Genomic DNA, 14,512 nt, shown 5'->3' with positions numbered 1-14,512 from the left:
CGCCGCCGACTCCGCGGCCGCCGCCCCACCGGGCGCGGCCGCCCCCGCCGACGACGCGGCCCCCCACGAGGCCCCCGTGACCCACCCCGCCTCCGGCTCCCCGGACGGCGGCTCACCCCCCGAAGCCGACGCCGCCGCCCCGCCAGCGGCATCCCCCGACGCCGACGTGTCCCCCAGCGCGGAGTCACCCCCGCCCGCCCCAGCGACCGACGCCCAATCCGCACCGCCCGAACCTGCGGGCGACGCCGCCGCACGCTGGGAAGCATCGCCCTGTGGCGAGGAGGTGCCCCACGACGGCCCCGGCCCGCCCGCCGGCGACTCCGCAGACGGCTGCCCACCATGCGACGCCCCAGCCGGACCGACGGCCGAGGGCTCGGCCTGCGAGCCCCACTCGTCCGAGGGGGGCACCACACGACCAGAAGCGTCCCCCGACGACGCCGCGCCCCCATGCCCGCCAGACGCCGGTGACCAATCCGCGCCACCGGACGCCTGCCCACCCTGCAACGGCCCGGACACACCCCCGACCGGACGATCGTCTCCCGAACCCCACTGAGCCGACGTCGAGGGCACACCGCCAGAGGCGTCCCCCGACGAAGCGGCACCCCACGACGCGCCACCCGATGACGCCGAGCCTCCAGGCACGGAACCGCCGCCGGACGAACCCGGTGACCAATCTGCGCCACCGGACGCCTGTCCGCTCTGCGATGGGCTGGGCGTGTCCGCAGACGCCGACTCAGCCCACGAAGCCCATTGAGGCACGTCCGGCGCCCCACCACCTGGGCCGTCCTCCGGCGAGACGGGACCGCCAGGCGCCGCCGAACTTTCGGGCGCAGAACTCCCACCAGACGAACCAGACACTGGCGCCCAATCCGCGCCGCCCACATCACCGGACGCCTGTCCGCCCTGCGCCGGCCCAGACGCACCCTCACGCGAGCGATCGACTCCCGAGGTCCCCTGAGGAGACGTGGGCACACCGCCGGAGGGATCCCCCGAAGAGGTGGAAGCCCACGACGTGCCACCCGGCGGCACCGAACCCCCGGGCACGGAACCGCCGCCGGAGGAGCCAGAGCCCGGCGACCAACCCCCGACGCCCGACTCCCCGGACGGCGTACCACCCTGCGACGGCCCGGGCGCACCCGCAGACGACGATTCGGCACTCGAGTCCCACTGAGGCGACGCCGGGGCCGCACCACCGGGGCCGTCCTCCGGTGAGGTGGAGCGCCACGGCGTGCCCCCCGCACCGCCGGACGCCTGCCCGCCCTGCGGCGGGCCGGTCGCACCCTCAGGCGAACGATGGACCCCCGACGTCCACTGGGGCGACGTCGGCGCCGCACCACCGGTGGCGTCCTCCCACGACGCGGCGCCTGCACCACCGGACACCTGACCGCCTTGCGCCGACCCAGACGCACCCGCAGGCGAACGATGGACTCCCGACGTCCACTCAGGCGACGTCGATGCCGTGCCGCCGGGGCCGTCCTCCGCAGAGGCGGAAGCCCACGACGCGCCCCCTGACAGCGGTGAATTCCCCGACGCGGCACCACCGCCCGGCGCGCCGGACGCCGGTGACCAATCCGCGCCACCGGACGCCTGCCCGCCCTGCGACGGGCCGGACGTGCCCGCAGGCGGACGATCCGCCCCCGACGTCCACTGGGGCGACGTCGACGCCGGACCACCCGGGGCGTCCTCTGGCGAGCGCCACGACGTGCCGCCCGCACCGCCGGACGGCTGGCCGCCCTGGGGCGGGCCGGGCGTGCCCGCAGGCGGGCGAGCCGCCCCCGGAGCCCACTGGGGCGACGTCGGCGCCGGACCGCCGGGGGCGTCCTCCGGTGCCGCAGGGCCCCACGATGCGGCGCCCGATGGCGGTGGGTTGCCCGGGGCGCCAGGCGCCGGTGACCGCTCCGTGCCGCCCGGGCCGGCGGGCGGCCGGCCGCCCTGGGGCGGGCCGGGCGTGCCCGCGGGCGGGCGAGCGGGGCCCGGCGTCCGCTGGGGGGACGTCGGCGCCGCGCCGCCGGGGGCGTTCGGCGGTGCCCAAGACGGGCCGCCCGTGGGCGGGGTCGGCTGGGGGGATGTGGGGGCCGCGCGGCCAGGGTCCGTTCCCCACGTCGTGCCCTGGGCCCGCTGCGGGGCCGTCGGGGACGGGCCCGGTGGGGGCAGGGGTGGTGAGGCAGATGTCTCCGGACGGTAAGGGCGCGGTCGTGCGGCGCCTGCAGGCGGCTTGGATCTGCCCGCCACGTGGACGTCTCCCGGGTGCGGGAGCGCGGGTTCGGGTTCTGGACGTTCGTGCGGGCCGGATGTCACGCTTCGATCCTGCGTGCCACGAAGATCATCGGCAAGGTCGGCCGAAGAGTGCGGCGCACAGGGATTCGAGGCGGGCGGGGCCGTCCTCGACGGGGCGGACGGTGAGGGAGTCGCCGTCGTGGTGCAGGCGGACGGCGATCTCGCGGCCGACGGGTTCGGCGAGGCCCTGGGCGGCCGCGACGTCGCCGAGGCCGACGGAGACGACGGCGGGGAGCCGGGCGGTGTCGGCGGCGGTGCGGAGCGCGTCGTGCCAGAGGTCGAGGAGCCGGTGGGTGAGGCCGTTGAGGACGCGGGCCCACGGTTCGACGAGGGGGGCGGGGACGTTCTCGGTCTGGAGTTCGGGGAGGCCGAAGCGGGCGAGGCCGCGGGTGGTGAACCAGTAGCCGTCGCCGGACGGGGTGTGCGGCAGGAGCACCCAGTCGGTGAGCCGGACGGTGCCGTCGGGGGACGGGAGGGAGCGTTCCAGGTGGTCGGGGGTGAGGATCTGCGGGGTGAAGACGTCGATGACGGTGCCGGGGACGGCGTGCGCGATGGTGCGGGCGGCCCATTCGTGGGCGGGCGGGCGGCCGGGACGGTACGCGGCGCGGACGACGAGGAGGTGCGTCGCGCGGGCGAGGGCGGCGAGGTCGGCGGGGGCGGCGCCGTAGGCGGTGAGGAGGTCGGTGGGCAGCGGGGGCCATTCGGCGGCGGGGCGCTGGTCGAGGGTGACCATGGGGCTGTCGAGCATGCCGAGGGCGAGGTCGCGCAGGGGCGGGTCGATGCGGCGGGCGATCTCGGTGCGGGCCAGGTCGGCGGTGACCGGTGTGGTGGAGGCGACGGCGTAGACGGCCTCGAGGGTCTCCGGGACCGGCAGCGTCAGATGTTCGCCCACCTTTCGATCTGAACGGAGCGGGCGCCGGAAATGATCTGGCGCGGGGGTGACGGTTCCCTATAGGTCGTGCTCGAACCAGACGACCTTGCCGTGCGCGGTGCGGTGGGTGCCCCAGCGGGCGGCGAGGTGGCTGACGAGCTGGAGGCCGCGGCCGGACTCGTCGGTGGCGGCGGCGGTGCGCAGGTGCGGGAGGTCGGCGCCGTCGTCGTAGACCTCGCAGACGAGCGCGCGCCCGCGGACGAGGCGGAGGCGGACGGCTCCCGCGCCGTGCAGGAGCGCGTTGGTGGCGAGTTCGCTGGCGAGGAGCTGGATCGTGGGGGTGAGGGCGTCGAGCCCCCAGGCGGTGAGCCGGTCGGCGACCTGCGCGCGCGCCCAGCGGACCATGGACGGTTCGGGTTCGAGGTCCCACGCGGCGACGTCGGCGGGCGGGAGTCCGTCGAAGCCGACGGCGACGAGGGCGACGTCGTCGACGGGGTTGTCGCTGCCGAGGCCGGCGAGGACGGCGTCGCAGGCGGCGTCGAGGTCGGGGGGCGCGGCGGCGAGGTGGCCGCGGAGCTCCCGGAGGCCCTGGTCGAGGTCGCGGTCGCGGCGTTCGAGCAGCCCGTCGGTGCAGAGGACGAGGCGGGAGCCGTCCTCGACGGGGATCTGGACGGCTTCAAAGGGTGCGCCGCCGACGCCGATGGGGACGCCTTCGGGGAGGTCGAGGACGCGGCTCTCGCCGTCGGGGCCGACGAGGACGGGCGGGACGTGCCCGGCGTTCGCGAGGGTGCAGGTGCGGCCGACGGGGTCGTAGATGGCGTAGAGGCAGGTGGCGAGGTAGTCCTCGCCGAGGCGGCGGGCGAGGCCGTCGAGCTGGCGGAGGAGGCGGCCGGGGCGGGTGTCCTCGCCGGCGAGGGTGCGGACGGCGGTGCGGAGCTGGCCCATGATCGCGGCGGAGGTGAGGCCGTGGCCCATGACGTCGCCGACGACGATGCCGAGGCGGCAGCCGGGGAGCGGGATGGCGTCGAACCAGTCGCCGCCGACCTGGGCGGCCTGCCCGGCGGGCCGGTACCGGTAGCGGACGCGCGCGCCGGCGACGTCGGGCGGGTCGTCGGGGAGCATGCTGCGCTGGAGTTCCTGGGCGACCTGGACCTCGCGGCGGTAGAGGCGCCCGTTGTCGATGCAGAGCGCGGCGCGGCGGGCGAGTTCGCCGAGGAGGGCGAGGTCGACGTCGTCGAAGCCGGGCCGGTCGGGTTTGCGGAGCAGCTTGATGTTGCCGAGGGCGCGGCCGCGGGCGATCAGCGGGACGATCAGGAGGGCGCGTCCGGTGTAGAGGGGGCGCAGGTCGCGGTCGGTGAAGGGCGCGGCGAGCCGGGCGGCGCACGCCTCGTCGACGCGGGGCAGGTGGACGGTGCGTCCGGTGCGCATGGCCTGCAGGCAGGACGTGCCGGGCGGCAGCCGGAGGACCTCGCCTTCGGGGACGATGTCGGCCCACCGGCCGGGTTCGTCGTTGTGGACGACGCCGACGCGGCGGACGCGGACGGTGTCGTCGATGTCGGCGGCGGGGCCGGCGGAGTCGGCGACGACGTCGAGGAGTTCGACGGCGGCGAAGTCGGCGAGCCGGGGGACGACCGCGGCGGCGAGGGCGCGGGCGGCCTGCAGGTGGTCGAGGGACGCGCCGACCTGCTCTCCGGCCTCGCCGAGGAACGCGAGGTGCTCCCGGACGGTGTCGGGGCGGGCGGTCCCGCCGGGGCGGGCGGCGGCGTCGGCGGCGAGGGGGCGGACGCGCGGGTCGTCGGGCGGCCCGCCGCGGTAGGGGACGATCGGCAGCCGGATGGTGAGGCTGAGGGTGACGGCGGGGCAGCCGAGGTCGAGGACGCGGCGGGTGATGACCGGGGTGGCGGGGTCGGCGGGCAGGAGGGCGGCGAGGGCGCGGGCGGCGGCGTCGCTCGCGGACGTGGCGAGGGCGGGTTCGACGCGCAGCAGGGTGGCGCCGGAGTCGCGGCGGGCGGCGCCGTCGGGTCCGGCGACGAGGACGCCGCCCATGGACAGGCCGGGGCCCTCTTCGCGGAGGTGCCGCAGGTCGGCGGCCAGGGCGAGGACGCCGACGCCGGGTGCGTCCTCGAGGGGGTAGACCCACCAGGCGGTCTCGACGAGTTCGCCGTGGTCGGCGCGGGGCACGGTGCAGGCGCCGCACCAGACGTGCCCGAACGCGCCGGGCTGGAAGGCGGCGCGGTGCTCGCCGGGGAGTCGCAGGAGGGCGGCGGGGGCGTGCCCGACGGCGTCGTCGGGCGGGACGCCGAACAGGTCGGCGGCGGCGGCGTTCCAGTGCACGATGCGGCCGTCGCGGTCGAGGGTGAAGGCGGCGAGGCGGGCGACGCCGAGCAGCTGCTGGTGCAGGAACCTGGGCGTGTACGCCTCGGGCGGCGCCCCGTCGGCGATGTCCGGCGGGCGGCTCTGCGGGACGGTCATGCGGACCCCCTGGACGAACGGCGCGCGCACCTGATCGGCAGGCGCCTGACGAGCTCTGACGACCCCTGGTGAGGGCGACGCTACAACGCGTGAGGGCGACGCGTCCGCGCTATGCGGAAAGCGGTCGCGGTTTCTCGCGCGTTTCTCGCGCGCGGCGGACGCACCAGTCGGACGTCCGGTGCACGCTCGTACCAAAATGACCAGAAGCGGCAAATGACGCCAATGGTGCGTTGACACCCCTCCCACCCCGGATGACGATCACGCAACCCCCAGTTGTGATCAATGCCAGGGAGGGCGCGATGACGCGCACGCTGTTCCGGCACAGAAGACTCACACCCGTCCTGGCCGCCGGGGCGCTCCTGATCGGAGCGCTCACGGCGGCCCCCGCGAACGCCGCCCCCGCGCCGCCCGCCGCGAGCGGCACCGTGGACGTCTACACCGCCGAGCTGTCGGCGGCGCAGATGAAGATCCTCGACCGGGCGGGGCTCGGCCGCGAGGACGTCGAGATCGAGAAGGCGGGCGACGACCGGGTCCGGGTCGAGGCCGTGATGAACGGCGCGATGGCCGCGGAGCTGAACAAGCAGGGGCTCGGCCTGAAGGTCAGGAAGGTGGACGGCAGGGACGCCCGCGCGCGCGCCAAGGCGGCCCCCGACAACGTGTTCCGCCCCTACAGCGGCCCCGGGAACATCCGCGAGGAGCTGCTGAAGGTCGCCGCCGACAACCCCTCGATCGCGAAGACCGTCGACATCGGCGAGACCCACCAGGGCAAGCCGATCACGGCCGTCCGGGTGAGCAAGGACGTCGCGAACCTGCAGGACGGGCAGCGCCCGGTGGTCGTCTACCAGGCGACGCAGCACGCGCGCGAATGGATCACGCCCGAGATGGTGCGGCGGCTCCTGCACCACTACGTGGACGGCTACGGCACCGACGCCGGGCTCACGAAGATCGTCGACACCACCGACCTGTGGTTCATCCCCGTGATCAACCCGGACGGCTACGACCTGACGTTCGAGGACGGGTTCCGGCTCTGGCGCAAGAACGTCCGGGACAACGACGGCGACGGCCGGCTGACCGGGCAGGACGGCGTCGACCTGAACCGGAACTTCCCGTACCGCTGGGGCTACGACAACGAGGGGTCGTCGCCGCTGCGGACGAACGCCACCTACCGCGGCCCGTCGCCCGGCTCGGAGCCGGAGACGCAGGCGCAGATGAAGCTGTTCGAGCGGCTGCGCCCGACGTACCTGGTCAACTACCACTCGGCGGCGGAGCTGCTGCTGTACGGCAACGGCTGGCAGACGCTCACCCGCAGCCCGGACGACCTGATCTACGAGGCGCTGCTCGGCGACGCCGAGGACCCGGCCGTCCCCGAGTACGTCCCGCAGCTCAGCGCGCAGCTGTACACGACGAACGGCGACACCAACGACCACACCGACAACGTGTACGGCACGCTCTCGTACACCCCGGAGATGGCGACCTGCGAGACGGCCGCCGGATACGACCCGGACGACGAGTGGGAGCCGAACGAGTGCGGCAGCGGCTTCGAGTTCCCGGACGACGAGGCCCTGATCGAGCTGGAGTTCCGCAACAACCTGCCGCTGGCAATCGCGACCGCTCAGTCGGCGCAGGACCCGGACAACCCCGTCTCGGTCGTCGAGCGGACGACGCCCGACTACGAGATCGACCCGTTCAAGGTGTCGTACGGCTCCGAGCAGGAGGTCTCGGCGTACATCCGCAGGTCGCTGACCAACCGTGACCTGCTCTACCGGATCAACGGCGGCCCGGTGCGGCGGGACGGCGCCCGCGAGTGGCGCGGCGGCGACCGGTTCGGCGACGGGAACGACCGCTACTACGCCGAGTTCCGCGGCAAGGTCTCCGGGCAGAAACCCGGCGACGAGGTCGAGGTGTGGTTCGCGGGGACGAACGAGAAGGGCGAGCGCGTCGAGAGCGAGCGCTTCACCTACGAGGTCCGCGACCAGAAGAAGGCCGACGTGCTCGTCATCGCCGACGAGGACTACACCGGCGTCAACCCGACCTACCCGTCCGGGACGGACGCGCCCAAGTACGCGGGGCAGTACGCCGACCTGGTGCGGGAGGCCGGGCACACCCCGCTCGTGTGGGACATCGACAAGGACGGCGCGCCGCACCACCTGGGCGTCCTGAAGCACTTCCGGGCCGTGGTCTGGTACCTGGGCGACAACCGCCTGACGCAGGACGAGGCCGACGAGCCGGTGCAGACGGCCATCGGGCCGATGCCGGACTCGCAGGTCGCGGACCGCGCGAAGGACACGCAGCTCCACGTCCGCGCGTACCTGAACGAGCGCGGGAAGCTGCTGCACGTCGGTGAGACGACCGGGTACGCGGGCGAGGCCAGCCGGTACAACGGCGGCGGCCTCTACTACGGGCTCAAGGGAGCCCCGGACGAGCCGTGCGTGATCACGACGAGCTTCCGGGACGACTGCGAGCTGCTGTCGGACGACTTCTTCCAGTACTACCTGGGCGCCTACGACCGGCAGCACATCGGCTCCCCGACCACGTTCGCGGGATCCCAGCGGCCGTTCCACGGCGTCGAGGCCGGGCTGGCGGGCACGCCGTCCAACGAGCTGAACGAGGCGGGCGGCTTCCAGGTCACCTCGGCCGTCCTGCCCGTGGGGGACTTCCCGCAGTTCCGCAGCTGGAAGGCCGGCGACTACACGGGCGCCGCCGCGGGCACCGAGCCGATCCAGGGCCGGTGGTACGTCGCGGGGACGCACCAGGACGCCGTCTACCGGCGGCTCACGCGGACGATCGACCTGACCGGGGTCACGGCCGCGCAGGCGCCGAAGCTGCAGGCCCGGCTGTCGTACAGCACCGAGGGCGGGTACGACAACGTGATCGTCGAGGCGCACACGGCGGGGGCGGACGACTGGACGACGCTGCCCGACGAGAACGGGCGCACGGACACGACCGTCCCGTCCCAGTGCGAGCAGGAGTACCTGCTCGACATGCACCCGTTCCTGGAGCACTACCTGACCCGCGGCAACCCGTGCGGCAACACGGGGACGACCGGTGAGTGGAACGCGTTCACGGGCGATTCGGGCGGCTGGGTGCCGGCGTCGTTCGACCTGGCCGCGTACGCGGGCAAGAAGGTGGAGGTGTCGATCTCCTACGTGAGCGACCCGGCCACCGGCGAGCCCGGCCTGTTCGTCGACGACACGAAGGTGACGACGTCCGGCGGCGTGCTCGACGCCGAGGGCTTCGAGTCCGGTCTCGGGCCGTGGACGATCCAGGGCGCGCCCGCGGGCAGCCCGGGCAACCTCTCCGAGTTCGTCCGGTCGGAGGCCGTCATCGACTCGGTGTCGGCCGTCGCGACCAAGGACACGGTGCTGCTCGGGTTCGGCCTCGAGCAGGTCGAGGAGAAGGCCCGGCAGGAGGCCCTGATGGAGGGAGCGCTGAACCTCCTGCTCCCCTGACGGCCGGTCCGGCCCGGTCCACCCCGCCGGGCCGATCGGCCCCCGTTCACCTGATCGACGGGTAAAATACGCCCCCAGGAGCCGCGCGCTTCTGGGGGCGTCCCACTTCTTGTGACGGACGCCACGCAACCTTTTGGGCCTTACACCGCGTCTTACGTAACGGGAACACCACCGGAGAGCAACAGCGCCGGTCCGGACACGACCCGCGACGTCCCGGAGAACGGGGTCGCTCTGGCATCGCCCGACTCGCGCGTCTCCCTCGGCCCACCTTCCATGCGCGGCCGAGCGACCCGACACGCCGGACCCCGGCAGAGCCGGCGGGGAACGACCCGGCGTCCCACCACGGCCCGATGACGAGCACGTCCCGAAGGCGGGCGCGTCACGAACCCGGCCGAGAGCCGTCGGAGATCCGGTGGCACGAACCGAACCGAACGGGGGGCGGTCTTCCGCCCGACACGCGCGCGCACGCCGCCGAGCGCGCGACTGCGGGACCCGAGCCCGCAGGCAACGACCACGGGAGCGATGATGACCGCTGCTACCTTCACCACCGACCTTTACACCGAGCGCGACCTGCCGAGCGCCCAGCGTTACGAGCGGGACGTCCTCCCCCTGGCCGACCCCCTGTACGCGCAGGCCGTCCGGATGACCCGCAACAGCGCGGACGCCGAGGACCTCGTGCAGGAGACCCTCGCCAAGGCGTACGTGAACTTCCACCAGTTCAAGGAAGGCACGAACCTCAAGGCCTGGCTGCACCGCATCCTGACCAACAACTTCATCAACACGTACCGCAAGAAGCAGCGCGAGCCGCAGCGCGCCGGCTCCGAAGAGCTGGAGGAGTGGCAGATCGCCCAGGGCGAGGCCCACGCCGAGGGGTTCCGGTCCGCCGAGCACGAGGCGCTCGACCGCATCCCGGACGCGCGGATCGTCGACGCCCTGCGCGCGCTGCCCAAGGAGTTCCGCGACGCCGTGTACCTGGCGGACGTCGAGGGCTACCCGTACAAGGAGATCGCCCAGATGATGGGCACCCCGATCGGCACGGTCATGTCGCGCCTGCACCGGGGCCGCAAGCAGCTCCGCGAGGCCCTCGCCGACCACCCGCGCGCGGGCGGCGCCCGCCCGGGCGAGCCGGCCGACGCCCACACGCTCGCCGCCTGACCCGCCCCCGGCACCCCCGGGTCCTCCCGGTCCGACCCCGCGGCCGCCCCGTGGCCGCGGGGTCGCCCCCTTTCCGGGCCCGGACGGCTTCCAAGCCCGGACGGCCGCACCCGATCGGCCGTTTCCATGCGCATTCGGTAATCGAGCGAGTACAGTGAGCGATGTCCCCCCAACACCTCTCGGTCACTCGACCCCCGACCCTCGGGAGCCTCGATGCCGCACACGTTCGGCAGCGTCCTCGTGGGCGCCGCCCTGGCCCTGCTGCCCGTCGCCCACTCCGAGTCCGCCACGTCCCTGCGCCTGACGCTGAAGCATCCGGGCCGGGAGGGCGCCGAACCGCGGACGGCGACGCTGCGCTGCGATCCGCACGGCGGCCGGCACCCGGACGCGATGCGGGCGTGCGCCGACCTGGCGGAGTCGGGCGGCCGGTTCGAGCACGAGCCGGACGGCCGGATGTGCACGGCGATCCACTCCCCCGTGGCCGTCCGGGCGGAGGGCACGTGGCGCGGGCGTCCCGTCCGGTTCCGCAAGACCTACCCCAACGACTGCGTGATGCGCTCGCGGACCGGCATGGTCTTCGCGTTCTGACCTGGCGCTCCCGCCCCGGCGGCGGGGGCGGCGGCGAGCGGCCGCGACCGCGCGACGACGGCGGCGTGGGCCGGATCACGCCGCGGTCGCATGGACGGCCTTTGCGCGGGTAAAGCGCGCACACGGCCCGTGCGAGCGCCGGAGAATCAGGAGGAACCGCAGGCGATGTCACGAATGATCAGCGACGTGATGACCGCGGCCCCGCAGGCGCTGCCGCTGGACTCGACCCTCGACGAGGCGGCCCGCGTCATGCGCGACGAGGGCATCGGCGACGTCCTCGTCACTTACGCGGGCCGGTTGTGCGGCGTCGTCACCGATCGCGACATCGTGGTGCGGGCCGTGGCGGAGCGCCGCGACACCTCCCTGACGCCGCTCGGCGACGTGTGCACCGCCGAGCTGACGACCGTCCGCCCCGACGACGACACGGGCACGGCCGTCCGGCTGATGTGCGAGCACGCCGTCCGGCGGCTCCCGGTCGTGGACGCCCTGCAGCGGCCGGTGGGCATCGTCACCCTGGGCGACCTCGCCGTCGCCGACGGCGGCGGCCCGGCCGCCGCGCGGCCGCTGCGCGAGATCAGCAAGGCGGCCCCGAACAGCTGATCCCGGGGCGAGGGTCGGCGCACGGCGAACGGCGAGATACCGTCATTGGTGTGACGCCGACCGACACGGTCCTGACCGACCAGCTCGCGCTGGAGATCGCGCGGCTGGGCGTGGTCGGGGAGTCCTCCGACGTGGGGACGCTGCATCGCGTGGCCGAGCTGGCCGCCCGGGCGGTTCCGGGCTGCGCCGGCGCGTCCGGCGTCCGCTGGGCGCTGCCCCGGGCGAACGGCCCCGCCCCCGCCGTGCCCGAGGACGCGCGTCCCGAACCGCTGGCCGCCGCGGCCAGCCATCCCGACATCGCCGAGGTCACCGACCGCCAGCTGGCGCGCGGCGAGGGGCCCCTGTTCGACGTGGTGCTGGAGCGGCGCCCGCACGGGTCCGACGACATCCTGGTCGAGACCCGCTGGCCCGACACGATGGCGGACATGCTGCGGCGCGGCGTCCGCTGCTTCATCACGTCCCCGCACCTGAACGCGAACGTCATGGTCACCCTCACGCTGTACGGGGTGACCCCCAAGTCGCTCGGCCCCGGGCGGCACGCGCTGGCCGCGCTGCTGATGGCGCAGGGCAGCGCGACGATGTCGAACACCCAGCAGTACGACGACGTCCACCGCACGGCCGTCCAGCTCCAGGAGGCGGTCGAGGCCCGCGCCATCGTGGACCAGGCGAAGGGCATCCTGATGCACGCGCTCGGGTGCGACGCCGACGAGGCGTTCGCCGAGATGCGCCGCATCTCCCAGACACGGCACGTGAAGCTCACGGCATTGGCGCAGCGTATCGTCGGTGACCAGGGGATCACCTAGCCGGGCGGGCCATGGCAAAGAGGTCGTGAAGAGCAGGGCCCGGCCCGGTCAGGGCGGTGGCCGATCGGGTTTCTCCGTGGCGGACGGACGAAAGGGAGATCGGATGCACGATCAGTTCGATCAGCTCGAGCCGGAGGCGATGCTGCGCGAGATCACCGAGCTCGAGGGGCGTATCGGGGAGCTGCGGCAGGCCGCGGGCATGCCCGAACCCGATCTGCGCGCGACGCTCGACGCGGCGCTGGTCGAACTCGAACTCGCGCTGGCGGCGCTGCGCACCATGGGCACCGAGCACGGCCCCGAGCAGGGCGGGTCGTCGGCGGCCGAGAACGAGCGGCGCGTGCTGCGCACGGTGTTCCAGGACGCGCCCGTGCCGCTGTTCCTGCTCGACCGGAGCAGCAGCGTGCGGCGGGTGAACCGGCAGGCCGCGCAGCTGCTCGGCGTGTCGGCGGGCTATGTGTCCGGCAAGCAGTTCGCGTCGTTCTGCGACCTGGCCACGCGGGCGGCGGTGCGGTCGCAGCTCGCGGCGGTCGTCCGGACGGGCCGGCGGCGGCGCGTGCAGGTCCGCTTCCTCGGCCGGGAACGCGGCATCGACGCCGTGGTGACGCTGGCGCGGGTGTGGATCCGCGGCGAGCCGGACCCGATGGTCGTGGTCGCCGCGGGCGCCGCGGGCCCCCCGCAGGGCGGCGAGGGCGCGACGCGGGCCCGGCCGGCCGAGGAGGCCGGGAAGCAGGAGCCGGAGAAGCGCGCCGCGGGCGCGCGCGCGGCGAAGAACGCGCCGCGGCCGGACGGACGGAACGCGGCGGACCCGGCGCCGACCGTCCCGCGGACGGCGGTCCCCCGGCAGCCGGCCGCCGACGGGCCGGGAGCCCGGCGCGCCACGGCCGGACGGGCCGGGACGGACGACGCGCGCGCCGAGCGGGCCATACCGGCGCCGCAGGCCCCGGTCGTCCCGCCGGGCGACGACGAGACCGTCGCCACGCTCGTCCACCGCATGGACGTCCTCGCGACCGCCTGCGAGCTGCTGCTGGACGAACCGGTGTTCAACGAGACGGTCGCGGTGCGGCGCTGCGCCCGGCTGCTCGCGGCCGAGCTGGCCGACTGGGCGTTCGTCGACCTCACCGGCCCCGGCGGCCCGGTGCTCGCCGGGGCCGGCGGCGCCACCGCCGCGGACGCCGTCCCGCTGCTGCGCCGCCAGGTCGCGATGGGCCCGGACGACGAGCGGTCCGTCGAGGCGGCGCGGATGCTGGAGGAGCTGGAGCCCGCGCAGGGCACGCTCCCGCACACCGTGTTCCTCACCCGGCAGAGCACCGTGCGGCCGCACGTGGACGACCTGGAACTGCTGGGCGTCTGCCCGGACGGCCAGCCCGTCTGCGCCAAGATCGGCGCGACGTCGGTGCTGAGCGTCCCGATCGAGGACGGCGAGCGCTGCCTCGGCACGATCACCCTGACGGCCAGCGGCGACTACGGGCCGTTCGACCTCATGGACCTCGGCGTCGTACAGCGCCTCGGCCGGTACCTGGCGCTGGTGATCCGCGCGTCCCGGCTGTACCGGCGGCGCGCCGAGGTCGCCGACACGCTGCAGGCGGGGCTGCTGCCGAAGACGCTCCCGGAGATCCCGGGCGCGTCCGTCGCGGCCCGCTACCTGACGGCGACGCACGGCGCCGCCGAGGTCGGCGGCGACTTCTACGACGTGTTCCGCACCGAGGACGGCTGGGGGCTGATCCTCGGCGACGTGTGCGGCAAGGGCGAGGACGCGGCGGCCGTCACCGCCACCGCCCGGCACTGCGCGCGGCTCGCGGCCCGCTGGAAGCCCACGCCCGGGGACGTCCTCGGCGTCGTCAACGAGGCGCTGCTGGACGAGGACCGGTTCGTCACCGCCGTGATGGCGGGGGTCACGATGGAGACGGAGCGGGCGCTGGTCTCGCTCGGTGTGGCGGGGCACCCGCCGGCGATCGTGGTCAAGGCGGACGGGGTGATCCGGTCGGCGTCGCGGGGCGGGGTGCCGCTCGGGCTGTTCGAGGACTTCGAGCCGGGCCTGGACGGCGTCGAGCTGTCCGTCGGGGACACGCTCGTCCTGCATTCCGACGGCGTCCTGGAGGCGTGCGACCTGCAGCGGCAGGAGTTCGGGATGGAGCGGCTGCTGGAGACGCTCGCCGCGCACGCCAAGGACACGCCGGAGGGCATGCTCGCGGCGGTGGAGCGCGCCCTGCTGGAGTTCTGCGACGGCGATCTGCGCGACGACGTGTCCATGCTGGCGCTGCGGGTGGAGGCGCCGTCCCTGAATTGAGCGGCCGCGC

The 14,512-nt window shown here is 74.7% G+C and carries 8 protein-coding genes; 6 read left to right on the top strand and 2 right to left on the bottom strand.

Annotated features, from left to right (window positions below; genetic code table 11):
* Positions 1-2,323: 2,323 nt before the first annotated feature.
* Both AB0L25_RS02045 and AB0L25_RS02040 read right to left on the bottom strand, forming a co-directional pair.
* Positions 2,324-3,169: a hypothetical protein gene (locus tag AB0L25_RS02045; RefSeq protein WP_500167686.1), complete on the bottom strand. Its 846-nt coding sequence runs from the start codon at positions 3,167-3,169 to the stop codon at positions 2,324-2,326.
* A 57-nt stretch (positions 3,170-3,226) separates the two neighbouring features.
* Positions 3,227-5,620: an ATP-binding SpoIIE family protein phosphatase gene (locus tag AB0L25_RS02040; RefSeq protein ID WP_500167684.1), complete on the bottom strand. Its 2,394-nt coding sequence runs from the start codon at positions 5,618-5,620 to the stop codon at positions 3,227-3,229.
* A gap of 299 nt (positions 5,621-5,919) precedes the next feature.
* Here AB0L25_RS02040 and AB0L25_RS02035 point away from each other — a divergent pair, with 299 nt between their 5' ends.
* The 6 genes from AB0L25_RS02035 to AB0L25_RS02010 all read left to right on the top strand — a co-directional run bounded on the left by AB0L25_RS02035 (position 5,920) and on the right by AB0L25_RS02010 (position 14,502).
* The gene (locus AB0L25_RS02035; protein WP_500167682.1) at positions 5,920-9,069 is read left to right on the top strand and encodes a M14 family metallopeptidase; all 3,150 of its coding nucleotides are present in this window, start codon (positions 5,920-5,922) and stop codon (positions 9,067-9,069) included.
* Between the two features lie 525 nt (positions 9,070-9,594).
* The gene (locus tag AB0L25_RS02030) at positions 9,595-10,224 is read left to right on the top strand and encodes a sigma-70 family RNA polymerase sigma factor (RefSeq protein WP_500167681.1); all 630 of its coding nucleotides are present in this window, start codon (positions 9,595-9,597) and stop codon (positions 10,222-10,224) included.
* A 213-nt stretch (positions 10,225-10,437) separates the two neighbouring features.
* Positions 10,438-10,812 (top strand): SSI family serine proteinase inhibitor, encoded by a 375-nt coding sequence (locus AB0L25_RS02025; protein ID WP_500167679.1) that lies wholly within the window; start codon positions 10,438-10,440, stop codon positions 10,810-10,812.
* A gap of 165 nt (positions 10,813-10,977) precedes the next feature.
* Positions 10,978-11,412: a CBS domain-containing protein gene (locus AB0L25_RS02020; RefSeq protein WP_500167677.1), complete on the top strand. Its 435-nt coding sequence runs from the start codon at positions 10,978-10,980 to the stop codon at positions 11,410-11,412.
* 50 nt (positions 11,413-11,462) lie between these two features.
* On the top strand, positions 11,463-12,215 hold the full coding sequence (locus AB0L25_RS02015) for an ANTAR domain-containing response regulator (protein ID WP_500167675.1): 753 nt from the start codon (positions 11,463-11,465) through the stop codon (positions 12,213-12,215).
* Between the two features lie 103 nt (positions 12,216-12,318).
* Positions 12,319-14,502: a SpoIIE family protein phosphatase gene (locus AB0L25_RS02010; RefSeq protein ID WP_500167673.1), complete on the top strand. Its 2,184-nt coding sequence runs from the start codon at positions 12,319-12,321 to the stop codon at positions 14,500-14,502.
* The last annotated feature ends 10 nt before the right edge of the window (positions 14,503-14,512 follow it).

Source organism: Spirillospora sp. NPDC052242, assembly GCF_040679555.1.
In the GTDB taxonomy this organism is placed as follows: Bacteria; Actinomycetota; Actinomycetes; order Streptosporangiales; family Streptosporangiaceae; genus Spirillospora.
Note: the sequence above shows the minus strand (reverse complement) of the source record. Positions and strands in the feature narration are given on the sequence as shown.

Coding starts and splice junctions, on each gene's coding strand:
- AB0L25_RS02025 (WP_500167679.1), top strand. CDS start 10,438: ATGCCGCACACGTTCGGCAGCGTCCTCGTGGGCGCCGCCCTGGCCCTG.
- AB0L25_RS02030 (WP_500167681.1), top strand. CDS start 9,595: ATGACCGCTGCTACCTTCACCACCGACCTTTACACCGAGCGCGACCTG.
- AB0L25_RS02010 (WP_500167673.1), top strand. CDS start 12,319: ATGCACGATCAGTTCGATCAGCTCGAGCCGGAGGCGATGCTGCGCGAG.
- AB0L25_RS02035 (WP_500167682.1), top strand. CDS start 5,920: ATGACGCGCACGCTGTTCCGGCACAGAAGACTCACACCCGTCCTGGCC.
- AB0L25_RS02040 (WP_500167684.1), bottom strand. CDS start 5,620: ATGACCGTCCCGCAGAGCCGCCCGCCGGACATCGCCGACGGGGCGCCG.
- AB0L25_RS02020 (WP_500167677.1), top strand. CDS start 10,978: ATGTCACGAATGATCAGCGACGTGATGACCGCGGCCCCGCAGGCGCTG.